Genomic DNA, 21,060 nt, shown 5'->3' on the forward strand with positions numbered 1-21,060 from the left:
GGGGGGCGGCCCGGCATCGGAGCCGATGCGGGCACGCGGGATCGCGGACGTACTCGCGACCGAAGAGCCAGGATACTGGACGCTCAGCCCACAGCCCAATCCGGGCCGGTCAGTGCCCCTGACCATGGCCCTGGCCGTGGCCGTGGCCCTGCTCGTACTGACGGAGCTGCTCCAGGTCGATCATGCTGGTGTCGAAGAAGCTGGTCTCGTCGAGCGCCGCGGCCTGCTGCGGCTGCGCGGGCTGCTGCTGGTCGTACGTGTAGGGCTGCTGGGCGTAGCCCTGGCCCTGGTCGTACCCCTGGTAGGTGTACGGGTCCTGCTGGTAGGCGTACGCGTCCTGGGGCTGCTGGTAGGCGTACGGGTCCGGCTGCTGGGCCGGGATGTGCGCGGTGGGCTGTACGGGGTCCTGGGCGGCCCGCCTGCCCGGCTCCGGGTCCGCCAGCTCGGCCAGGCCCGCCAGGTAGTCGGCGTCGCTGGTGTGCCGCCGGCCGCCGGCCGCCGCGTCCTGGGCCGCCATGTGGGCACCGAGTTCATCGCTGGCGATCCGGCCGTGCAGCTTCTGCCGGCCGCGGCCGACCGCCTCCAGGGTCTTGGTGAGGACGGCCTCGAAGGCGCTGATCTTGGCGTCGACGTACTCGTCCGCGCGCCGGATCAGGGTCTGCGGGTCGGCGCTGTGCTCGGGGGCGTCCTCGTCGGCGTACCCCTGGTCGTCGAGGCCGGGGCCCCGGCCGAGGAGCTTCTCGCGGCCGCGGTCGACCGAGCCGATGGTCTTGGTGAGGACGACCTCGAAGTTGGCGAGCTTGGAGTCGACGTAGTCGTCGGCCTCGGCACGGATCTCCTCGGCCTCCCGGCGGGCCTCGGTGAGGATGCGGTCGGCCTCCTCCTGGGACCGGCGGGCGACCTGGGTGTCGGAGATCAGCGAACCGCGCTCGGCGTGGGCGGCCTCGATGATCCGCTCGGCCTCCTGGCGAGCCTGCTCGACCAGCTGCTCACGGCCGCCGATCAGCTCCTGCGCCTGGGCCAGCGAGCCCGGCAGGGCCTGGCGCAGCTCGTCGAGCATCGCGAGCAGATCGGCGCGGTTGACCACGCAGGAGGCCGACATGGGCATGGAACGGGCGCTCGCGACCGTCTCGACGATCTCGTCGAGCTTCTTCTGCACGTCCACCGTGTGTGCTCGCCACTCTCTACAGCCGGATTGGAGACGGACGGGACGACTGTAAGGCCAGTCGGTGGCGTCCCGACAGCGGCTGACGGGCCGTCAGGCGCTCACTTCTCGCCCAGGCGCTTCACGAGGGCCTCGTGGACCACGGGCGGGAGCAGGTGCGAGACGTCACCGCCCCAGGCGGCGACCTCCTTGACCAGGGAGGAGGACAGGAAGCTGTAGGTGGGGTTGGTCGGGACGAAGAGCGTCTCGACACCGGAGAGGCCGTTGTTCATCTGGGCCATCTGGAGCTCGTAGTCGAAGTCGCTGACCGCGCGCAGCCCCTTGACGATGGCGGGGATCTCGCGCTCCTTGCAGAAGTCGACGAGCAGGCCGTGGTGCGACTCCACCTTGACGTTGCCGTAGTCGGCGGTGACCTGGCGGATGAGCTCCATCCGCTCGTCGACGGTGAACAGCCCCTTCTTGGACTGGTTGACCATCACCGCGACGTGGACGACGTCGTACAGCTTGGAGGCGCGGGCGATGATGTCGAGGTGCCCGTTGGTGATGGGGTCGAACGACCCCGGACAGACTGCGCGGCGCAACTGGATTCCCTCGCTCTCCGAACCGGTCATCGTGCGTCTTCGCACGTAGAGGCGGCGCGACCGTACCAAAACGTTCCCTCGCCGTAGCGGCGGGCCCGCAGCGGTTCGAAACCGTCCGGCCAGCTGAATTCTCCGCCCCTGGTGCTGCGCTCCACGGTGACGAGCGCATCGCCGGCGAGCCAGCCTTTGGCGCGGAGTGTGAGGAGTATCTCGCCAAGATCGTCGTCGGAGACCGCGTACGGCGGGTCGAGGAAGACGACGTCGTACGGGGCGGCCGGCGGCGCGCCCGTCACGATCTGCTCGGCCTTGCCGGCGCGGACCTCGGCGCCGGGCAGGCCGAGCGCCCGGACGTTCTCGCGGACCGTGCGGGCGGCCCGCTGGTCGGCCTCGACGAGCAGGGCGTGGGCGGCGCCCCGGGAGAGCGCCTCCAGGCCGACGGCGCCGGATCCGGCGTACAGGTCGGCGATCCGGATGCCGTCGAGCGTGCCGAGGAGCGCCTCCCAGGTGGAGAACAGCCCCTCACGCGCCCGGTCGGAGGTGGGGCGGGTGCCGTTGCCCGGCGGCACTGCCAGGCGGCGTCCGCCGGCCGCACCGGCGATCACGCGGGTCATCTGAGGTCCTTAGCCGTCCTGTGGATGCTGGTGAGTCCACGATATGGGCTCCCGGGAGATGCGCACGGCTCAGCCCTTCTCCAGGTACTGCTCCCGCTCCTTGTCGAGCAGCGCGTCCAGGGCCGTGCGCAGCTCCGGGAGGCGCTCCAGCTCCGGGTCGGCGGCGACGACGGCCACCGCCTCCTCGCGGGCGGCCGCGATGACCTCCTCGTCGTCGATGACGGTGAGCATGCGGAGGCTGGAGCGGACGCCGGACTGGGCCTGGCCGAGGACGTCGCCCTCGCGGCGCTGTTCGAGGTCGATGCGGGAGAGCTCGAAGCCGTCGAGGGTGGAGGCGACGGCGGCGAGACGCTGCCGCGCGGGGCTCGCCTCGGGCATCTCGGTGACCAGCAGGCACAGTCCCGGGGCGGAGCCGCGGCCCACGCGGCCGCGGAGCTGGTGCAGCTGGGAGACGCCGAACCGGTCCGCGTCCATGATCACCATGGCGGTGGCGTTGGGGACGTTGACGCCGACCTCGATGACGGTCGTCGCGACCAGGACGTCGGCGTCGCCCGCGGCGAAGCGGCGCATCACGGCGTCCTTGTCGTCCGGGGCCATCCTGCCGTGCAGCACCTCGACGCGCAGGCCCGCGAGCGGGCCCTTGGCGAGCTGGTCGGCGACGTCCAGGACGGCGAGCGGGGGCCGCTTGTCCGCGTCGTCCTCCTTGGCCTTCTTCTTCTCGTCCTCCTCGTCACCGATGCGGGGGCAGACCACGTACGCCTGGTGGCCGTTCTCCACCTCCTCGCGGACCCGCTCCCAGGCGCGCGCCAGGAAGTGCGGCTTGTCGGCGGCCGGGACGACATGGCTGGCGATCGGCGAGCGGCCGGCGGGGAGCTGGTCGAGGACGGAGGTCTCCAGGTCGCCGAAGACGGTCATCGCGACCGTGCGGGGGATGGGCGTGGCGGTCATGACCAGCAGGTGCGGCGGTTGCTTCCCCTTGCCGCGCAGGGCGTCGCGCTGTTCCACACCGAAGCGGTGCTGCTCGTCGACGACCACCAGGCCCAGGTCGTGGAAGCGGACCTTGTCCTCGATCAGCGCGTGCGTCCCGATGACGATGCCGGCCTCGCCGGTCACCAGGTCGAGCAGCGCCCGCCGCCGCGCGGCGGCCCCCATCGACCCGGTCAGGAGCACCACCTTGGTGGCGTGCTCGGTACCGCCGAGCATCCCTCCCTCGGCGAGCTCGCCCATCATCTCGGTGACGGACCGGTGGTGCTGCTGGGCGAGGACCTCGGTGGGCGCGAGCATCGCGGCCTGCCCGCCCGCGTCGACCACGGCGAGCATCGCCCGCAGGGCGACCATGGTGTTGTGCGTGACAGTGAAGTTGTCGGTGACATAGGCGCGGCTCGGGTGGGCGACGCTGATGCACTGGACCGGCTTCCTGCCGACGTACTCGACGGCCTGAACCCCCCTGCGGAAGGTGTGGTCCTGCGGCCGGGGGCGCAGGCGGGCCGCTGTGCGGGACACTCCGAAGGGCGCGCAGTCGTCCGGCAGTACCGCGGAGACGTCGAAGGCCTCGTCCCTCGGCGCGACTCGCGCGCTGCCCCCCAGGGAGCGCACCAGCCAGGCCACGTCGTGGGCCAGCCGCCGGGAAGCGCTGCGGAAGCGGACGCCGAAGCCGTCCGCGGGCACGGTGCCGGCCGCGTCCATGAGCCCCCGCAGCACCGCCAGCCGGTTCTTCACCGGGGCGTTCTTGTACGGGTCGGGGACGAACTTCTCGTGCGGGGTGAGCCCCCACAGCCCGAGGTCGCGCAGCGTCTCGATCACCGGATCGCCGAGGGTCCCCCCTCCCGGGCGCTCAGGGCCGAGGGCGGCCCTGACGTGGCCGAGGACCTCCTCGTCGATGCCGGAGAGTCCGAGGTCGTGCCGGAGTGATCCGCCTCCCAGGAGCACACCCAGTACGTAGGGGTCGAGCGCGACATCGGCATCGCCGCCGAGGTCCACCGGGACGGCGGTCGGCAGGTGCCACTTGGGCGAACCATCGGCTTCGAGCGTGTCTTCTCTGATCTCCCGGGTGGTCATCACCCCGGGCTGCCGGCCGCGGTGCCAGGCGGAGCTCGTGCCGACGATCCACAGATGTTCGTCGTCGCATTCCACGGAAGTGCCGTCCGAGAGCACAAGGCGCCAGACGTCGCGCTCGCCCTGGGGGAAGACTCCGTCCACGACGGCGACCTCCCCCGTCGGCACGACGACCTCCTCCCCCGGGGCGATGTCACCCATCCGCCGGTACCCGCACGGGGTCAGGACCAGGGCGTCGAGCGGCTGCGCCTTGCCCGAGCCGACCTCGCCCTGGAGGAGACGGTGCATCGGGTGCTCGGTGGCCAGGTCGTCGAAGATCTCCCTCGACACCTTCTCCTGGCCCTCGGTGAGGGTGAACGGCAGCCGGGCGTCGAAGGCGTCCAGCAGCCCGCCGGGGACCGGTTCGCGTGCCACCGCGGGCAGTTGGGTGTCGGCGAACCGCCGCCGGGCCAGCGCCACCTGGAGGACGAACGCCTCGTCCCACTTGAGCCGCTCCCGGGCGTCGGCGATGTCGGCCTTGGTGCGCGGGCGGTGGATCTTGCGCAGGGCGTCCGGGAGGTCGGTCAGGCCGCGGCCCTCGCGCAGGGCGGGCGGCAGCGGGTCGACGGCGTCCACCGCGCTGGGGAGCACCGCGTCGACCGCCTTGGCGATCTTCCAGGACTCCAGCTTGGTGGTGGCCGGGTAGATCGGGATGAGGGCCCCCGCCCAGCTGTCCACGGCCGTTTCCCCGTCCTCGCCGCGCAGCAGCTCGTACGCGGGGTGGGCGAGCTGCGTCTTGCGGTTGAAGACGGACACCTTGCCGGCGAACATCGCGCGCGTGCCGGGCAGCAGGTCCTTGTGCGGCTTGTGCACGCCCTTGCCGAAGAAGACCAGTTGGAGCCGCCCGCTGCCGTCGGTGATGGTCACCTCCAGGCGCTGGCCGCGCCCCTTGGCGCTGTTGAACGTCAGCACGCGCGCGTCCGCGACCCGGGCCACCACCGTGACGTGCTCGTCCAGCGGCAGGTCGGCGAGCGCGGTGAGCTCACCGCGCTCCGCGTACCGCCGCGGGTAGTGGTGCAACAGATCGCCGACGGTGTGCAGATCGAGGTGCTCGGCCATCACCTTGGCGGTGGCGGCGCCGAGCTGCTTCTTCAGTGGTTCGTCGAGAGCTGACACGTCTCCCATTGCACACCACGCCACTGACAGGCGCGCCCACCTGTGGACGCCACGCCCGTTGCCGCCACCGGGAGAACCCGCCCCACCGGCCCTGGGGGACGCCGGGACCGGTCCCCGCGCGGGGCGTGCCCGGTTACTCGACGCCGATCAGCAGCAGCGGCGCCTGCGGGCCTCCGGCGTAGACGACCGTGTCCACCGCGAGGTGGGTCTCGCGTACGTGGGCCTCCAGGCGGGCCGCCAGGCCCTCCGGGGCGTCCTCGGCGAGGACCAGCGTGACCAGTTCACCGCCCGCCGAGACCATCCGGTCCAGGACCGTCACGGCCGTGGCCGCCACGTCGTGACCGATCACGGCGATGTCCCCGTCGATCAGGCCGAGGACGTCACCGGCCTGGCAGACGCCCGCCGAGGTGAACGACTGGCGCTCGGCCACGGCCAGTTCGCCGTAGCGCGTGGCGCCCGCCGCCGCGGTCATGGCGACGACGTCCTCGTCGAAGCGCCGGTCCGGTTCGTGGACGGCGAGGGCGGCGATGCCCTGGACGGCGGCGCGCGTGGGGACGAGGGCCACCCGGATGCCTTCCGCCCTGGCCTGTTCCGCCGCGGCCGCCGCGGTGTGCCGCAGCGCGGCGTCGTTCGGCAGCAGGACGACCTCCCGCGCGTGGGCGCGCCGGATGGCGTCGACCAGCTCCCCGCTGGCCGGCGGCTCGCCGGGGCGGGCCAGCACCGTCGTCGCGCCCGCCTCGGCGCACAGGTGGGCGAGCCCCTCGCCGGGCAGGACGGCCACGACGGCGCGCCCCGCGCGTTCCTCGGGCGCCGGTACCTCCGTACCGAAGTGCGTGATCCGGATCCGGTGCGGGCGCCCGGCCTCGATGCCCGCCTCCACGGCCGCGCCGGGGTCGTCCACGTGCACGTGGACGTTCCACAGTCCGTCGCCGCCCACCACGACCAGGGAGTCGCCGAGCGCGTCGAGCCGGTGGCGGAGCCGGGTCACGGCCGCGTGGTCGGCCTCCAGCAGGTAGATGACCTCGTAGGCGGGCCCGGCCTCCGGGCAGGGCTCGACGACGGGCGCCGCGCCACGGGGGGCTCGCGGTGCCCGCGCGGGCGCCTGCCCCGACACCGCCTGCACCAGCGCGCCCAGCACCGTGACGAGCCCGCGTCCGCCCGCGTCGACCACGCCGGCCCGCTCCAGGACGGCGAGCTGGGTGGGTGTGGCCTCCAGGGCCGCCCGGGCTCCGGCGTACGCGGCGCGGGCGACCGCCGCGACGTCGTCGCCCCCGGCCGCGGCGGACGCGGCCGCCGCGGCGACGCTCAGGATCGTGCCCTCGACGGGGTGGGCGACCGCTTCCCGGGCGGACACGGACGCCCTGCGCAACGCCCTGGCCAGGTGGTCCCCGTCACGGCCTTCTGCGAGCACCTCGCTCATGCCGCGCAGCAGCTGGGACAGGATGGTGCCGGAGTTCCCGCGGGCGCCGAGGAGGGCGCCGTGCGCCATGGCGCGGACGGTGTCGGCGAAGTCGGGGGCCGTGATCGCGGCGAAGACGGCCTCCACCGCCTGGGAGGCGGACTCGACCGTCAGGTAGAGGTTGGTGCCGGTGTCCCCGTCCGCGACCGGGTAGACGTTGATCGAGTCGATCTCCTCGCGCTCCCGGCCGAGCGCCTCCAGCGCCAGGGAGCACCAGCTACGGACCACTGCGGGATCGAGCGCCTGCGGCAGGGTCTGCGGCACCTGGTGTCCTCCTCGAGCAGCGCTGACTGCACCGCAGCGTAGACCCCGGGCGGGACGGGAGCCCTGGGCGGGGGCCGGGCGAACCGTGGTAGTTTCGTTGCACCGGGACAGTCGTTGTATGCTGCTCCGGTTGCCCGATGAAAGTCGGGCCATTCCCCCGGCAACGCCACTTCAGTCACCCGATCTGATTCCGGCTCGCCGGATTTCACTGTAAGTGCATCTGAAGTCTTTGGAGTGACCCGTGGCTGCCAACTGCGACGTCTGCGGCAAGGGGCCGGGCTTCGGCAACAACATCTCGCACTCGCACCGCCGTACGTCCCGTCGCTGGAACCCGAACATCCAGCGCGTGCGTGCCGTGGTCAGTGGGACGCCGAAGCGGCTCAACGCCTGCACCTCGTGCATCAAGGCCGGCAAGGTCTCGCGCTAACGCCGACGACGTTTCGTCGTAGCGCAGCCTCTGCGGTTGCCTTGGAAGCCGGTCCACCTCGGTGGGCCGGCTTCTCGCCGTGCCCGCCTCCGCCCGCGGGACCACGCCCCGCCTCCATGGGGCCGTTCCCGCCCTGCGGACGTACCGGGAGCCGCCGCCCGTGACACCGGCCACCGGCCCGCTCCCGCCCGCGGGAGCCCGCTGACGGGAGCGGCGGCGGGCTAGCGGAAGCGCCAGCCGTGGTCCACCGGGCCGATCCCGCCGCCCAGGGCGAACCCGGCCTCGATCGCCCCGGTCACGTACTCCTTGGCCTCGCGTACGGCCTCCGGGACGGCGAGGCCCTTGCCGAGGCCCGCCGCGACCGCCGAGGCGAGCGTGCAGCCCGTCCCGTGGGTGTGCCGGTTGTCGTGGCGGGGGGCGCGCAGCCAGTGCTCCCGCGTGCCGTCCGTCAGCAGGTCCACCGCGTCCCCCGCCAGGTGCCCGCCCTTGATGAGCGCCCAGCGCGGCCCGTACTCCAGCACCGCTGCGGCGGCCCGCCGCAGATCGGCCTCGGACTCCACCTGCACGCCGGTGAGCTGTGCCACCTCGTCCAGGTTCGGCGTCGCCACGGTGGCCACCGGCAGCAGCAGCCGGCGCACGGAGTCGAGCGCGGAGGCCGCCAGGAGCGCGTCGCCGTGCTTGGACACCCCGACGGGGTCGACGACCACGGGCGCGTCCGTCCCGGCCAGCAGCTCGGCGACCGCCTCCACGAGCGGCGCCGACGCCAGCATGCCGGTCTTCACGGCCTGTACGCCGATGTCGTCGACGACGCTGCGGTACTGGGCCCGTACCGCCTCCACGGGCAGCTCCCAGGCACCCTGGACGCCCAGCGAGTTCTGCGCGGTGACGGCGGTGACCACGCTCATGCCGTGGACGCCGAGCGCCAGCATGGTCTTCAGGTCGGCCTGGACGCCCGCGCCGCCGCCGGAGTCGGATCCGGCGACGGTCAGGACGTTCGGCAGCACGCGGGGCGTCACGCGGGCGCTCACTCGCCCTCCCCGAAGTGGTCCCAGCCGCCCTGGGTGTGCCAGGGGGCGCCGTCGACGGTCACCTGGGGCAGGGCGGAGGGGTTGAGCACCTCGCCGATGACCTTCCAGCGGGCGGGGAGCTTCACGTCCGGCGGGAAGGTCGCGACGATCGCGTGGTCCTCGCCCCCGGTGAGGACCCACTGCATGGGGTCGACGCCGACGGCCTGCCCGATGTCGTTCATCTGGGTCGGGATGTCGATGAGTCCGGAGCGCAGGTCGATACGGACCTTGCTGGCCTCGGCGATGTGCCCGAGGTCGGCGATCAGCCCGTCGCTGACGTCGCACATGGCGGTCGCGCCCAGCCCGGCGGCCGCGGGGCCCGCGTGGTAGGGCGGTTCGGGCCGCCGGTGGGCCTCCACGAAGGCGCGCGGCGAACGGAACCCGCGCGAGAGGACCGCGTACCCGGCCGCCGACCAGCCCAGCCAGCCGGTGTACGCGACCACGTCACCGGGCTGCGCCCCGCCCCGGGTGACCGGTTCGTGGTTGCGCAGGTCGCCCAGCGCGGTGATGGCCACGGTGATCGTGTCGCCGCGTACGACGTCGCCGCCGACCACGGCCGCGCCCGCGACCTGGCACTCGTCGCGCAGGCCGTCCATCAGCTCCGTGGGCCAGGTGACCGGGAGTTCGGCGGGGACGACCAGGCCGAGCAGCAGTGCGGTGGGGACGGCGCCCATGGCGGCGATGTCCGCGAGGTTCTGCGCGGCGGCCTTGCGGCCGACGTCGTACGCGGTGGACCAGTCGCGGCGGAAGTGCCGTCCCTCCAGCAGGATGTCCGTGCTGGCCACCACGCGCCGGTCGGGTGCGGCCACGACCGCGGCGTCGTCGCCGGGCCCGACCCGTACCGCCGGGGTGGAGGTGAGCCGGGAGGTGAGCTCCCTGATCAGCCCGAACTCCCCCAACTCGCCGACAGTGCCCTTCATCGCTGTGCCCCTTCTGCCCCAGTGCGGTTGCGGTCGCGACCCGTCACTGCTGTAGGTACCGTCAAGTAGACCGTCAACTCGGTGCTTCGTGCGGCGGCCTCGCACGCCACCGGCCGCGCGGGTCTCCCCGCCGCCCGCGACGACGCGGTACCGTGGCGTCCCTTTCTTCCCCACAAGATCCTCGTGGCCGCCCTGGAGGTTCCGTGGTACAGGCGTACATCCTCATTCAGACCGAGGTGGGCAAGGCGTCGACCGTCGCCGAGACCATCTCCAAGATCCCGGGGGTGATCCAGGCCGAGGACGTCACGGGTCCGTACGACGTGATCGTGCGAGCCCAGGCCGACACGGTCGACGAGCTCGGCCGCATGGTGGTCGCCAAGGTCCAGCAAGTGGACGGGATCACACGGACCCTGACCTGCCCGGTCGTACACCTGTAGCCCCCGTCTACCCTGGGCCGGTGACGTCTTCGCACCGGCTTCGCCGCCTGTCCGCCCTGCCCGTCGCCGTCGTGGCCGCCGCTGCCCTGTCGGCGGCCGCGGGCTGCTCCTCGACGGACGCGCAGGCATCCGTCACGGTTCCCGGTCCGCCGTCGGAAGAGGCCGCTCTCTGCGGCGCGCTGTACAAGGAGCTCCCGGAGACCGTCGCGGGACTCGGCCGGAGTGATCCGGAGCCGCGTTCCGATCTGACCGCCGGTTGGGGGGACGGGGCGATCGTACTGCGCTGCGGTGTCCCCCGGCCCCCCGCGATGAGCGACGCGGAATCACTGGGCGCCGAGGTCGGCGGTGTGGAGTGGCTGACGGAGCTGCGCGAGGGCGACGGACCCCGCTTCACCTCCACGTACCGCAAGACGTACGTGGAGGTGTCGCTGGACGAGCGGTTCGCGCACGACGCCACCCCGCTCATGGACATCGCCCCCGCAGTGAAGAAGACGGTCCCCCCGAGCCTCTAGGGGGCGCCTTCACGGTCTCCCCCGGGCCCTGCCGCGCCCCCGCGCCGCCCCGGCAGGGGGCGGCGGCCCCACGGGTCGGCGCGGCCCCGCCGGTGCCGGCGCGGCCCGGCCGGGTTCAGCGCAGCCCGGTCGGGCGGCGCAGCGCGGCCTGGATGAGCCGGTCGACGAGCTCGGAGTAGCCGACGCCGCTCTCCTGCCACATGCGCGGGTACATGGAGATCGGGGTGAAGCCCGGCATCGTGTTGATCTCGTTGATGACGAACTCGCCGTCGTCGGTGAGGAAGAAGTCCGCGCGGACCAGGCCCTCGCAGGACGCCGCCTCGAACGCGGCGACGGCCAGCCGCTGGATCTCGGCGGTCTGCTCCGGGGTGATCGGGGCGGGGACGACACCGGAGGCCGAGTCGATGTACTTGGCCTCGAAGTCGTAGAAGTCGTGGTCGGTGACGGGCGGGATCCAGGCCGGTACGGACGCGCGCGGACCGTCCTCGAACTCCAGCACGCCGCACTCGATCTCGCGGCCGCTGAGCAGTGACTCCACGATGACCTTGGGGTCGTGGCGCCGGGCCTCCTCGATCGCGTCCTCCAGTCCGGAGAGGTCGTCGACCTTGGTGATGCCCATCGAGGAGCCGCCACGCGCCGGCTTCACGAAGAGCGGCCAGCCGTGCTCGGCGGCGAAGCCCACGATCCTCTCCCGGGCGGCGGAAGGATTCTGTTCCCACTCGCGGGGGCGGATCACCTCGTACGGTCCGACCGGCAGACCGAAGGAGACGAAGACGCGCTTCATGTACTCCTTGTCCTGGCCGACGGCCGAGGAGAGCACACCGGCGCCCACGTAGGGCACGCCGGCGAGCTCCAGGAGGCCCTGGAGGGTGCCGTCCTCGCCGTAGGGGCCGTGCAGCATGGGGAAGACCACGTCGACGTCGCCCAGCACCTTGGGGACCGCGCCGGGCTCGGTGTAGACGACCTCGCGGTTGCCGGGGTCGACGGACAGGACGACGCCGCCCTCGTCGGACTCGGTGAGGTCGTCGACGGTCGGCAGCGCGCGGTCGGCGATGGCCATCCGCTCCGGTTCGTCGACGGTCAGCGCCCAGCGGCCGTCGGTCGTGATGCCGATGGGCAGCACGTCGTACTTGTCCCGGTCGATGGCGCGCAGGACGGCGCCGGCCGTGACGACGGAGATGGCGTGCTCGGAGCTGCGGCCGCCGAAGACGACGGCCACGCGCGGCTTGCGCCCAGTGCTGGTGGGGAGGTTCTCGCTGCTCATATCGCGATGAGCGTACCTGCTCGCTCCGGTGGCGTCAGCGACCGTGTGGCCCGCCTGTCCGGTGGTCAGCGCCGCTCGGGCTTCGCGGCGCGCGACATCAGCTCCTTGAGCGCCACCATCGGCGGCTTGCCCTCGTGGACGATGCCGACGACGGTCTCCGTGATGGGCATGTCGACGCCGTGCCGGCGGGCCAGATCGAGTACCGACTCACAGGACTTGACGCCCTCGGCGGTCTGCTTGGTGACCGCGATGGTCTCCTGGAGGGTCATGCCCCTGCCGAGGTTGGTGCCGAAGGTGTGGTTGCGGGAGAGCGGCGAGGAACAGGTGGCGACCAGGTCGCCGAGGCCGGCGAGCCCGGAGAACGTCAGCGGGTCGGCGCCCATCGCGAGGCCGAGCCGGGTGGTTTCGGCCAGTCCGCGCGTGATGAGCGAGCCCTTGGCGTTGTCGCCGAGGCCCATGCCGTCCGCGATGCCGACGGCCAGCCCGATGACGTTCTTCACGGCGCCGCCCAGCTCGCAGCCGACGACGTCGGTGTTGGTGTACGGGCGGAAGTACGGGGTGTGGCAGGCGGCCTGGAGCCGCTGGGCGACGGCCTCGTCCCGGCAGGCCACGACGGCCGCGGCGGGCATGCGGGCGACGATCTCCTTGGCGAGGTTGGGACCGGTGACCACGGCGACGCGGCTCCCGGGTACCCCGGCGACCTCCTGGACGACCTCGCTCATCCGCTTGGCGGTGCCCAGTTCGATCCCCTTCATCAGGGAGACCAGGACCGTGCCCGCGGCCAGCTTCGGCGCCCACTCGGCGAGGTTGCCGCGGAGCGTCTGTGAGGGGATGGCGAGCACGGTGAAGTCGGCGTCGTGCGCGGCCTCGGCGGGGTCGGTGGTGGCGCGTACCGACTCGGGCAGCCGGGTGCCGGGGAAGTAGTCGGGGTTGGTACGGGTGGTGTTGATGGCGTCGGCGACCTCCTGGCGGCGGCCCCAGAGGGTCACCTCGCAGCCCGCGTCGGCGAGCACCATGCCGAAGGCCGTCCCCCAGGATCCGGTGCCGAATACGGCTGCCTTGACGGGCCGGGCCGCCCGGCCCGCCGTGTCGGGGCGTGTCACTTCGCTTCCTCCCCTGCGGCCTTGCGCCGCTGTTCCAGGCGGGCCATGCGGTGGTCGTACGGTGTGGCGGGGGCCTTCTCGCCCCGGACCTCCTCCAGAAGGGAGGTGATCGCGGCCATGATGTCCTCGGTCGCCTCGCGCAGCACCTCGGGCGTGGGTTCCGTGTCGTAGAACCGGCTGAGGTCGACGGGAGGGCCGGCCTGCACGATCAGGGTCTTGCGCGGGAAGAGGCGGATCTTGTCCTCCTTGGCGTACGGCGGCATCGCCAGGTTGGCGCCCCACTGGGCGACCGGAATGACCGGCGCCTTGGTGAGCAGGGCGACGCGGGCGGCGCCGGTCTTGCCCGCCATGGGCCACATGTCGGGGTCGCGGGTGAGGGTGCCCTCGGGGTAGAAGGCGACGCACTCGCCCCGCTCGATGGCGGCGACGGCCGCGCGGAAGGCGTCCAGCGCGTCGGTGGTCTCCCGGTAGACGGGGATCTGCCCGGTGCCGCGCAGCATCATTCCGACGAACGAGCCCTTGAACAGGGCCGCTTTCGCCAGAAAGCGCGGGACCCGTCCCGTGTTGTACTGGTAGTGCGCGTACGACAGAGGGTCGAGATACGAGTTGTGGTTGACCGCGGTGATGAATCCGCCGTCGACCGGAATGTGCTCCGTTCCCCGCCAGTCCCGCTTGAACAGAACCACCAGCGGTGGTTTTGCGATGACCGCCGCAAGGCGGTACCAGAAGCCGATTCTGCGGCGGGACACTCGGACACCCTCCTCTGGGACTGGGCTCGCCGGGGGTCAAGTGTCGCCCCGGCCCCCTGGTCTGTCGAGAACACCGTACGCCCCGCCCCGGAGACCTCCGCTCCGGGTCGCGCCGGTGCCGCGCCACAATGGGGCCGGGCGGGCACGGCACCCCGCCCCGCCGCGGCGGTGTCGTCGCGGCGGCCCCGGAGCGGCCCCGGCGATGTCCTCGGCACGGCCGTCGTACGGAAAGGAGAGCACGCCACGAACGCGGACCCGACCGGCTCCTGGTCCCTGGTCGTTCCCCTGAAGCCCCTCGCCCTGGCCAAGAGCAGGCTCGCCGGGCACGCGGGCCCTCTCGCGCGGCCACGGCTGGCGCTGGCCTTCGCGCAGGACACGGTGGCGGCGGCGCTGGCCAGCCGCGCGGTGCGGGATGTGTCCGTCGTCACGGACGACCCGGTGGCGGCGCTCACGCTCGGCGCGCTGGGGGCGAGGATCGTGCCGGACCGTCCGGCCGCGGGTCTGAACGCCGCACTGGCGCATGGCGCGCGGGCGGTGCGCGCGCGGCGTCCCGGCGCCCCCGTCGCGACCCTGAACGCCGACCTTCCGGCACTGCGGCCGGCGGAACTCTCACGGGTGCTGGCCGTCGCCGCGGAATTCCCGCGGGCTTTTCTCCCGGATGCCGCAGAAATCGGTACGACATTGCTGTCGGCGGCACCCGGGGTGGAATTGCGTCCCGCTTTCGGCGGCGCGTCGCGGCGCCGGCATTTGTTGTCGGGCGCGGCGGAAATCCGGCTGGACGGCGTCCGCTCGGTGCGGCAGGACGTGGACACCGGTGACGACCTGCGGGCCGCCGTGGAGCTGGGAGTGGGGCCGCGCACGGCCGAGCGGTGGGCGGTGGACGTCCGCGCGGCCGGCGGGGCGGCCGGATAAGCTGCCGTTCATGCAGGCGACCGCGTACACGTACGACCCGGATTCCCGCAGCGGGAGTGTGCTGCTCGACGACGGCACCCCGGTGGACTTTCCCGCCGCGGCCTTCGACGCGGGCGGCCTCCGGTTGCTGCGGCCGGGGCAGCGGGTCCGGATCGAGACCGAAGGACAGGGCGACGCCCTGCGCATCACCCTGGTGACGCTCCAGACGTTCTGACCCCCGGCGTCCCCGGCGCACCGCGGGCCGGGCTCCCTCTCGGGAGCCCGGCCCGGCGTGTGAGTGGCCCTGGGGCCTCGTGCCGCTTACTTGCTGCGCGAGGCGGTCTTCTTGGCGGTGGTCTTGCGCGCCGTGGTCTTCTTGGCGGGCGCCTTCTTCGCCGTGGCCTTCTTCGCCGGCGCGGTCTTCTTCGCGGTGGTCTTCTTCGCCGCCGCGGTGGTGGTCTTCTTGGCCGGCGTGGCCTTCTTCGCGGCGGTGGCCGAGGTCTTCTTGGCCGGCGCGGTCTTCTTCGCGGTCGTCGCCTTCTTCGTGGCGGCGGCCGAGGTCTTCTTGGCCGGGGTGGCCTTCTTCGCGGTCGTCGCCTTCTTCGCGGCGGCGGCCGAGGTCTTCTTGGCGGCCGCCTTCTTGCCCGCGGCCTTGGCGATGGTGGGCGGCGGGCCCGAAAGGCTGCCCTTGGGCGCCTTCTTGACGGCGACCTCGCCGCCCTTCGGGAGCTTCTTCGAGCCGCTGACCAGGTCCTTGAAGCCCTGACCGGCACGGAAGCGCGGAACGGAGGTCTTCTTGACCCGTACGCGCTCACCGGTCTGCGGGTTACGGGCGTAACGGGCCGGACGGTCGACCTTCTCGAACGAGCCGAAGCCGGTGACCGAGACACGGTCACCGGCCACCACGGCACGGACGATCGCGTCGAGTACCGCGTCGACGGCATCGGCGGCCTGCTGGCGGCCGCCCATCTTGTCGGCAATCGCTTCTACGAGCTGCGCCTTGTTCACGTCTTCCCCTTCGGAGACATTGCCGGAACGAAAGTGTTCAAGCTTTTCGCACGTTAGGCAGATATATACCGCAAATCAAACACGAAACGGGCTAATCACCCTAGTGCCGCAATGAAGTCGGCCGCCGCGGAGTTCGAGTGTCAGTCCCCTTCAGGGAATCGGCCCTCATCGAGGTCCTTCATCAACCGGTCGAGCCGCCTTGCCGCGCCTGCGAGATCGTGCTTCGCCACGGCCGTGACAGCCAGCAGCTTCCGGGACAGCGCCATCCTTACGCCCTCCGGGACTTGCAGTTCGCGCACTCGGGTGTGCGCTTCTTTCAGTCGGGCTGCGACGGCCTGATAGAGCTGGAGTTGGCTGTCGCGTTCCATGCGCCGATTGTGCCATCTGGGGCGAGTTGTCGCCTCCGTAGGGGGTAACTGGCCTGCTCCGGCGGCATTTCACGGCCGGTCGGCCGGCACTCCTGCCGATCGGCGCCTACCCAGCAATTCCCCCTTGATGTAGCGGTGTTGAGGCCTGTTTCCCTACCGTCCGGGGGCTTGGGGACGGCGCACGGGGACAGGGCGACGGCATCAGCCGGATGGCCCCCCGAAGGCCCCGCCATCCGGTGGGCAAGGACACTTTCGGCCATCGTCTCCACGGTTCGCGCGGCGGAGTTGAGTGCCCCTCGGGAATCCGGGCCGCCGGCACATACGACGGTGCCCCCGGCCGTGGATCGGCCGGGGGCACCGGAGGGTGACGCGCGGGGTGGCTGAGGGCTCAGATCTGGAGGGTGCGCGGCTTGTAGGAGGGGCGCTTCGCCTCGTACGCGGCGATGTCCGCCTCGTTCTGGAGGGTGATGCTGATGTCGTCCAGGCCGTTGAGCAGCCGCCAGCGGGCGTTCTCGTCGAGCTCGAAGGCGGCGGTGATGCCCTCGGCACGGACCTCACGCGCCTCGAGGTCGACGGTGATCTCCGCCTGCGGGTCGGCCTCGGTCAGCTCCCACAGCGCGTCCACGACCCGCTGGTCGAGCACGACGGTGAGCAGGCCGTTCTTCAGCGAGTTGCCGCGGAAGATGTCGGCGAAGCGGGAGGAGATGACGGCTTTGAAGCCGTAGTTCTGCAGCGCCCATACGGCGTGCTCGCGCGAGGAGCCGGTGCCGAAGTCGGGGCCCGCGACCAGGACCGTGGCGCCCTGCCGCTCGGGGCGGTTGAGGACGAACTCGGGGTCCTTGCGCCAGGCCTCGAACAGGCCGTCCTCGAAGCCGTCGCGGGTGACCTTCTTCAGCCAGTGGGCCGGGATGATCTGGTCGGTGTCGACGTTGCTGCGGCGCAGCGGGACGGCCCGGCCGGTGTGGGTGGTGAAAGCTTCCATGGTTGCTCAGACTCCGGCGGTCGCGGGGGCTTCGGACAGGTCGGCGGGCGAGGCCAGATGGCCCAGCACCGCGGTGGCGGCGGCGACCTGGGGCGACACCAGGTGGGTGCGGCCGCCCTTGCCCTGCCTGCCCTCGAAGTTGCGGTTGGAGGTGGAGGCGGAACGCTCGCCGGGGGCGAGTTGGTCGGGGTTCATGCCCAGGCACATCGAGCAGCCGGCGTGCCGCCATTCGGCCCCGGCCTCCTTGAAGACCTTGTCCAGGCCCTCCTCGACCGCCTGCAGGGCGACGCGGACCGAGCCCGGCACGACCAGCATCCGTACGCCGTCGGCGACTTTGCGGCCGTCCAGGATGCCGGCGGCGGAGCGCAGGTCCTCGATGCGGCCGTTGGTGCAGGAGCCCACGAAGACGGTGTCGACCTTGATGTCGCGCAGCGGCTGCCCGGCGGCCAGCCCCATGTACTTCAGGGCGTTCTCGGCGGCCATGCGCTCCGAAGCGTCTTCGTACGAAGCCGGGTCGGGGACGGACGCCGAAAGCGGCGCCCCCTGGCCGGGGTTGGTGCCCCAGGTGACGAAGGGGGCCAGCTCGGAGGCGTCGATGACGACCTCGGCGTCGAAGACCGCGTCCTCGTCCGTCCTCAGGGTCTTCCAGTAGGCGACCGCCGCGTCCCAGTCCTCGCCCTCGGGCGCGTGGGCGCGGCCCTCGAGGTAGTCGAAGGTGGTCTGGTCGGGGGCGATCATGCCCGCGCGGGCACCGGCCTCGATCGACATGTTGCAGATGGTCATGCGGGCTTCCATCGAGAGTTTCTCGATGGCGGAACCGCGGTACTCCAGGACGTATCCCTGGCCGCCGCCCGTACCGATCTTCGCGATGATCGCCAGGATGAGGTCCTTGGCGGTGACGTCCTCGGGCAGCTCGCCGTCGACCGTGATCGCCATGGTCTTGGGGCGGGCCATGGGGAGCGTCTGGGTGGCCAGGACGTGCTCGACCTGGGAGGTGCCGATGCCGAAGGCGAGCGCGCCGAAGGCGCCGTGCGTGGAGGTGTGGGAGTCACCGCAGACCACGGTCGTACCGGGCTGGGTCAGGCCCAGCTGCGGTCCCACGACGTGGACGACGCCCTGCTCGACGTCGCCCAGCGGGTGCAGGCGGACACCGAAGTCGGCGCAGTTCTTGCGCAGCGTCTCCAGCTGTACCCGGGAGACCGGGTCGGCGATCGGCTTGTCGATGTCGAGGGTGGGGGTGTTGTGGTCCTCGGTCGCGATGGTGAGGTCGAGGCGCCGCACCTGCCGGCCGCTCTTGCGCAGGCCGTCGAAGGCCTGGGGGCTGGTCACCTCGTGCAGCAGGTGCAGATCGATGAAGAGGAGATCGGGCTCGCCTTCGGCGCGCCGGACGACATGATCGTCCCAGACCTTCTCCGCGAGAGTCCTACCCATCGCTTTCCCTCCGGCCGGCGTGGTGTGCCGGCACCTCTAGAGATCAGTGGGCCCACGCCCGTGAACCCACGTTGCACGTGCTGGACGTCGACATCGGACCCGATGGTCGTCGGGTCGTACGTACAGGGTGGCAAGTTCCTGGAGAAATTGAACTTGCGTTTCACAGAGTGAGACGTGAATATCGTTGCATGGACAACTCTAGCGGCGTCGGCGTTCTCGACAAGGCAGCTCTGGTATTGAGCGCCCTGGAGTCCGGTCCGGCCACCCTCGCCGGGCTGGTCGCGGCGACAGGGCTCGCACGACCCACGGCACATCGCCTTGCCGTGGCACTGGAACACCACCGGATGGTGGCGAGGGACATGCAGGGCCGGTTCATCCTGGGCCCGCGGCTGGCGGAGCTCGCCGCCGCGGCCGGCGAGGACCGCCTGCTGGCCACGGCCGGACCGGTACTGACACATCTGCGTGACGTCACCGGCGAGAGCGCGCAGCTCTACCGGCGCCAGGGCGACATGCGCATCTGCGTCGCCGCGGCCGAGCGGCTGTCCGGCCTGCGGGACACCGTGCCGGTCGGCTCCACGCTCACCATGAAGGCCGGCTCGTCGGCCCAGATCCTGATGGCCTGGGAGGAGCCGGAGCGGCTGCACCGGGGCCTTCAGGGGGCCCGCTTCACGGCGACGGCGCTGTCGGGCGTACGGCGCCGCGGCTGGGCCCAGTCGATCGGTGAGCGCGAGCCGGGCGTGGCCTCGGTCTCCGCGCCCGTGCGGGGCCCGTCCAACCGCGTGGTGGCCGCCGTGTCGGTCTCGGGACCGATCGAGCGCCTGACCCGCCACCCCGGACGGATGCACGCCCAGGCGGTCATCGACGCCGCCGCCCGGCTGTCGGACGCGCTGCGGCGCTCCGGCTGATTCCCCGTTCCCGCTGCCGACTACCGGCCCACCGCTTCAACGCCGCAGCGGTTGGCCGGAGTTGTCTCTCCCCGGCCCGGCCTCCGCTCCCGAACAGGAAGAAGCCCTCCCCTGCTGGGGAGGGCTTCTTCCGTACGTACCCCCGACCGGATTCGAACCGGCGCTACCGCCTTGAGAGGGCGGCGTGCTAGGCCGCTACACAACGGGGGCATGCATCCTGATGCGACGCGCTGGGCTACCAGGACTCGAACCTAGACTAAATGAACCAGAATCACTCGTGCTGCCAATTACACCATAGCCCATGGTGGTTTAGACCAGTACCCCCGACCGGATTCGAACCGGCGCTACCGCCTTGAGAGGGCGGCGTGCTAGGCCGCTACACAACGGGGGCCCTAGCGATCCTGCATCGAGATCATGGGTGCGACCCAGACGATCTCGCGGGAAGGATCTGTACCCCCGACCGGATTCGAACCGGCGCTACCGCCTTGAGAGGGCGGCGTGCTAGGCCGCTACACAACGGGGGCTTTGCGGAAGAGATCCGCGACGCAGATAAGCTCTGCGAGCTGGCCTACCAGGACTCGAACCTAGACTAACTGAACCAGAATCAGTCGTGCTGCCAATTACACCATAGGCCACCAAAACGCAACCCCCGATGGGGATTTTGTTCGGGTTGCGCTTCCGGGTTCCGGCCTTTCGGCCTGCTCCCCTCGGCGCAGGAAGAACATTACCCGAAGGAGTCCGGGGCTCCAAAACGGGTATCGCCGCGCAGCAGCCCCGGCAGCTGGTCGAGCCCCGTGATCCTGGTCAGCTCGGGCCTGCCGCCCGTCCCGGCCCGGTCCAGCCAGATGCCGGTGAGCCCCGCCTCGACGGCGCCCCGGGCGTCGATGTCCGGCTGGTCACCGACGTACGCGACGTCCGCCGGGCGCAGCCGGAGGGCGTCGCAGGCGGCGTGGAAGGCCGCCGGGTCGGGCTTGGCCACCCCCAGCTCGGCGGCGCAGAGCAGCACCTCGAACCGGTCCCGTACGCCCAGGACACGCAGCTTGCGCTCCTGGTTGTGGACGGAGGAGTTCGACAGGGCGGCGTGCCGGTAGTCGGCGGCCAGCAGCTCCAGGACGGGCAGGGTGTCGGGGAAGAGCTCCCAGGCGGCCTCGTAGTGCTTCAGGTACCGCTGGAACCAGGCGTCCGCCTCGTCATCGGTCAGCCCGGCCCCCAGGAAGTCCCGCACCCGGTCGCGCCGCTGCTCCTCGAAGCCCACGCCACCGGCCTCGAAGCGGCGCCAGTGGAGGGCCGTGAGCTCCTTCCAGCGGGTCAGGGCACCGTCGACGGAGTCGTACGCGTCGGCCAGGCCCTCGGCCCGCAGATGGCACAGCATGCCCGCGCGGTCGGCGCTCGCGTAGTCGAAGATCGTGTCGTCGATGTCCCACAGGATCGCGCGGATCGGCATGGCCCCGAGCCTACGTGGCCGCCGCCTCCGGCTCGTCCGGTACGACGAAGAAGTCGGTGACGAGGCACGTCACACGGCCCGAGGCGTCGCGGCCCGCCCTCGTGGGGCCGGCCGTCATCGACGGCCGGGCATGAGTGATCAGGTTGTGGCCGGGGGCGGAGACGGCGTGGGGACCGGGGCGGGGGCCGTCGCCCGCGCCGGACGCGTCCCGGCAGGGGCCGTCGCCGGCCCGGCGGTCCGGGACCCGGCAGTCGGCGAAGGC

At 71.9% G+C, this 21,060-nt stretch carries 21 protein-coding genes and 5 tRNA genes; 6 read left to right on the top strand and 20 right to left on the bottom strand.

The genetic code is table 11. The annotated features are described in order from the left end of the window. Positions 1-109: 109 nt before the first annotated feature. The 5 genes from ABD347_RS29155 to ABD347_RS29175 all read right to left on the bottom strand — a co-directional run bounded on the left by ABD347_RS29155 (position 110) and on the right by ABD347_RS29175 (position 7,290). Complete coding sequence (locus ABD347_RS29155) at positions 110-1,165, bottom strand: F0F1 ATP synthase subunit B (RefSeq protein WP_344366813.1); 1,056 nt, start codon at positions 1,163-1,165, stop codon at positions 110-112. Positions 1,166-1,266: 101 nt separating this feature from the next. Continuing rightward, the gene (gene coaD, locus ABD347_RS29160) at positions 1,267-1,746 is read right to left on the bottom strand and encodes a pantetheine-phosphate adenylyltransferase (RefSeq protein WP_344366916.1); all 480 of its coding nucleotides are present in this window, start codon (positions 1,744-1,746) and stop codon (positions 1,267-1,269) included. A 26-nt stretch (positions 1,747-1,772) separates the two neighbouring features. Next, entirely contained in the window at positions 1,773-2,357 is a 585-nt protein-coding gene (gene rsmD / locus ABD347_RS29165; RefSeq protein WP_344366815.1) for a 16S rRNA (guanine(966)-N(2))-methyltransferase RsmD, read from the bottom strand. 69 nt (positions 2,358-2,426) lie between these two features. After that, positions 2,427-5,576 carry a helicase-related protein gene (locus ABD347_RS29170; RefSeq protein WP_344366817.1) on the bottom strand — a complete coding sequence of 1,050 codons (3,150 nt, stop codon included), beginning with the start codon at positions 5,574-5,576 and terminating at the stop codon, positions 2,427-2,429. Between the two features lie 124 nt (positions 5,577-5,700). Beyond that, on the bottom strand, positions 5,701-7,290 hold the full coding sequence (locus ABD347_RS29175; RefSeq protein WP_344366819.1) for a DAK2 domain-containing protein: 1,590 nt from the start codon (positions 7,288-7,290) through the stop codon (positions 5,701-5,703). 241 nt (positions 7,291-7,531) lie between these two features. On the opposite strand from ABD347_RS29175, the gene rpmB reads away from it, so the two are divergent. Continuing rightward, positions 7,532-7,717: a 50S ribosomal protein L28 gene (gene rpmB / locus ABD347_RS29180; RefSeq protein WP_064070327.1), complete on the top strand. Its 186-nt coding sequence runs from the start codon at positions 7,532-7,534 to the stop codon at positions 7,715-7,717. Positions 7,718-7,938: 221 nt separating this feature from the next. On the opposite strand, the gene thiD is transcribed toward rpmB, so the two are convergent. Both thiD and ABD347_RS29190 read right to left on the bottom strand, forming a co-directional pair. Further along, on the bottom strand, positions 7,939-8,721 hold the full coding sequence (gene thiD / locus ABD347_RS29185; RefSeq protein WP_344366918.1) for a bifunctional hydroxymethylpyrimidine kinase/phosphomethylpyrimidine kinase: 783 nt from the start codon (positions 8,719-8,721) through the stop codon (positions 7,939-7,941). 20 nt (positions 8,722-8,741) lie between these two features. Beyond that, positions 8,742-9,704 carry a thiamine-phosphate kinase gene (locus tag ABD347_RS29190; RefSeq protein ID WP_344366821.1) on the bottom strand — a complete coding sequence of 321 codons (963 nt, stop codon included), beginning with the start codon at positions 9,702-9,704 and terminating at the stop codon, positions 8,742-8,744. A gap of 203 nt (positions 9,705-9,907) precedes the next feature. Here ABD347_RS29190 and ABD347_RS29195 point away from each other — a divergent pair, with 203 nt between their 5' ends. Together ABD347_RS29195 and ABD347_RS29200 are read left to right on the top strand one after the other, a co-directional pair. Further along, on the top strand, positions 9,908-10,141 hold the full coding sequence (locus ABD347_RS29195) for an Lrp/AsnC family transcriptional regulator (protein ID WP_028802415.1): 234 nt from the start codon (positions 9,908-9,910) through the stop codon (positions 10,139-10,141). 20 nt (positions 10,142-10,161) lie between these two features. Continuing rightward, the gene (locus ABD347_RS29200; RefSeq protein ID WP_344366823.1) at positions 10,162-10,653 is read left to right on the top strand and encodes a DUF3515 domain-containing protein; all 492 of its coding nucleotides are present in this window, start codon (positions 10,162-10,164) and stop codon (positions 10,651-10,653) included. A gap of 115 nt (positions 10,654-10,768) precedes the next feature. On the opposite strand, the gene ABD347_RS29205 is transcribed toward ABD347_RS29200, so the two are convergent. The 3 genes from ABD347_RS29205 to ABD347_RS29215 form a co-directional block, all read right to left on the bottom strand. Continuing rightward, complete coding sequence (locus ABD347_RS29205) at positions 10,769-11,917, bottom strand: D-alanine--D-alanine ligase family protein (RefSeq protein ID WP_344366825.1); 1,149 nt, start codon at positions 11,915-11,917, stop codon at positions 10,769-10,771. 65 nt (positions 11,918-11,982) lie between these two features. Continuing rightward, the gene (locus ABD347_RS29210; protein WP_344366827.1) at positions 11,983-13,020 is read right to left on the bottom strand and encodes an NAD(P)H-dependent glycerol-3-phosphate dehydrogenase; all 1,038 of its coding nucleotides are present in this window, start codon (positions 13,018-13,020) and stop codon (positions 11,983-11,985) included. Continuing rightward, the gene (locus tag ABD347_RS29215; protein WP_344366829.1) at positions 13,017-13,769 is read right to left on the bottom strand and encodes a lysophospholipid acyltransferase family protein; all 753 of its coding nucleotides are present in this window, start codon (positions 13,767-13,769) and stop codon (positions 13,017-13,019) included. The genes ABD347_RS29210 and ABD347_RS29215 overlap by 4 nt, the downstream gene beginning before the upstream one ends. A gap of 273 nt (positions 13,770-14,042) precedes the next feature. On the opposite strand from ABD347_RS29215, the gene cofC reads away from it, so the two are divergent. Continuing rightward, positions 14,043-14,681 (top strand): 2-phospho-L-lactate guanylyltransferase, encoded by a 639-nt coding sequence (gene cofC, locus ABD347_RS29220; RefSeq protein ID WP_344366920.1) that lies wholly within the window; start codon positions 14,043-14,045, stop codon positions 14,679-14,681. 10 nt (positions 14,682-14,691) lie between these two features. Further along, positions 14,692-14,895 (top strand): hypothetical protein, encoded by a 204-nt coding sequence (locus tag ABD347_RS29225; RefSeq protein ID WP_344366831.1) that lies wholly within the window; start codon positions 14,692-14,694, stop codon positions 14,893-14,895. An 86-nt stretch (positions 14,896-14,981) separates the two neighbouring features. Here ABD347_RS29225 and ABD347_RS29230 read toward each other — a convergent pair whose 3' ends face one another. The 4 genes from ABD347_RS29230 to leuC all read right to left on the bottom strand — a co-directional run bounded on the left by ABD347_RS29230 (position 14,982) and on the right by leuC (position 18,449). Continuing rightward, a complete protein-coding gene (locus ABD347_RS29230; protein WP_344366833.1) occupies positions 14,982-15,668 on the bottom strand; it encodes an HU family DNA-binding protein in 687 nt (228 codons plus the stop codon). Positions 15,669-15,808: 140 nt separating this feature from the next. After that, a complete protein-coding gene (locus tag ABD347_RS29235; protein WP_344366835.1) occupies positions 15,809-16,036 on the bottom strand; it encodes an SCO5555 family protein in 228 nt (75 codons plus the stop codon). A 388-nt stretch (positions 16,037-16,424) separates the two neighbouring features. Then, a complete protein-coding gene (gene leuD, locus ABD347_RS29240; RefSeq protein ID WP_344366837.1) occupies positions 16,425-17,018 on the bottom strand; it encodes a 3-isopropylmalate dehydratase small subunit in 594 nt (197 codons plus the stop codon). 6 nt (positions 17,019-17,024) lie between these two features. After that, the gene (leuC, locus tag ABD347_RS29245; RefSeq protein ID WP_344366839.1) at positions 17,025-18,449 is read right to left on the bottom strand and encodes a 3-isopropylmalate dehydratase large subunit; all 1,425 of its coding nucleotides are present in this window, start codon (positions 18,447-18,449) and stop codon (positions 17,025-17,027) included. 188 nt (positions 18,450-18,637) lie between these two features. Here leuC and ndgR point away from each other — a divergent pair, with 188 nt between their 5' ends. Further along, positions 18,638-19,354: an IclR family transcriptional regulator NdgR gene (gene ndgR / locus ABD347_RS29250; RefSeq protein WP_017947593.1), complete on the top strand. Its 717-nt coding sequence runs from the start codon at positions 18,638-18,640 to the stop codon at positions 19,352-19,354. 137 nt (positions 19,355-19,491) lie between these two features. Here the strand turns inward: ndgR and ABD347_RS29255 are convergent. The 6 genes from ABD347_RS29255 to ABD347_RS29280 all read right to left on the bottom strand — a co-directional run bounded on the left by ABD347_RS29255 (position 19,492) and on the right by ABD347_RS29280 (position 20,798). Further along, a tRNA-Glu gene (locus tag ABD347_RS29255) sits at positions 19,492-19,564 on the bottom strand. Positions 19,565-19,584: 20 nt separating this feature from the next. Next, positions 19,585-19,656: transfer RNA gene (locus ABD347_RS29260), tRNA-Gln, on the bottom strand. 16 nt (positions 19,657-19,672) lie between these two features. Continuing rightward, positions 19,673-19,745, bottom strand: a tRNA-Glu gene (locus ABD347_RS29265). 60 nt (positions 19,746-19,805) lie between these two features. Next, positions 19,806-19,878, bottom strand: a tRNA-Glu gene (locus ABD347_RS29270). Between the two features lie 39 nt (positions 19,879-19,917). Continuing rightward, positions 19,918-19,989 (bottom strand) — tRNA-Gln (locus ABD347_RS29275). A gap of 89 nt (positions 19,990-20,078) precedes the next feature. Beyond that, positions 20,079-20,798, bottom strand: a complete 720-nt coding sequence (locus ABD347_RS29280; protein ID WP_344366842.1) for an HAD family hydrolase — start codon at positions 20,796-20,798, stop codon at positions 20,079-20,081. Between the last annotated feature and the right edge of the window lie 262 nt (positions 20,799-21,060).

Origin of the sequence: Streptomyces gobitricini (assembly GCF_039532985.1) — a bacterium.
In the GTDB taxonomy this organism is placed as follows: domain Bacteria; phylum Actinomycetota; class Actinomycetes; order Streptomycetales; family Streptomycetaceae; genus Streptomyces; species Streptomyces gobitricini.

Coding starts and splice junctions, on each gene's coding strand:
- ABD347_RS29205 (WP_344366825.1), bottom strand. CDS start 11,917: ATGAGCAGCGAGAACCTCCCCACCAGCACTGGGCGCAAGCCGCGCGTG.
- leuC (WP_344366839.1), bottom strand. CDS start 18,449: ATGGGTAGGACTCTCGCGGAGAAGGTCTGGGACGATCATGTCGTCCGG.
- leuD (WP_344366837.1), bottom strand. CDS start 17,018: ATGGAAGCTTTCACCACCCACACCGGCCGGGCCGTCCCGCTGCGCCGC.
- rsmD (WP_344366815.1), bottom strand. CDS start 2,357: ATGACCCGCGTGATCGCCGGTGCGGCCGGCGGACGCCGCCTGGCAGTG.
- ABD347_RS29280 (WP_344366842.1), bottom strand. CDS start 20,798: ATGCCGATCCGCGCGATCCTGTGGGACATCGACGACACGATCTTCGAC.
- ABD347_RS29225 (WP_344366831.1), top strand. CDS start 14,692: ATGCAGGCGACCGCGTACACGTACGACCCGGATTCCCGCAGCGGGAGT.
- ndgR (WP_017947593.1), top strand. CDS start 18,638: ATGGACAACTCTAGCGGCGTCGGCGTTCTCGACAAGGCAGCTCTGGTA.
- ABD347_RS29235 (WP_344366835.1), bottom strand. CDS start 16,036: ATGGAACGCGACAGCCAACTCCAGCTCTATCAGGCCGTCGCAGCCCGA.
- ABD347_RS29170 (WP_344366817.1), bottom strand. CDS start 5,576: ATGGGAGACGTGTCAGCTCTCGACGAACCACTGAAGAAGCAGCTCGGC.
- ABD347_RS29190 (WP_344366821.1), bottom strand. CDS start 9,704: ATGAAGGGCACTGTCGGCGAGTTGGGGGAGTTCGGGCTGATCAGGGAG.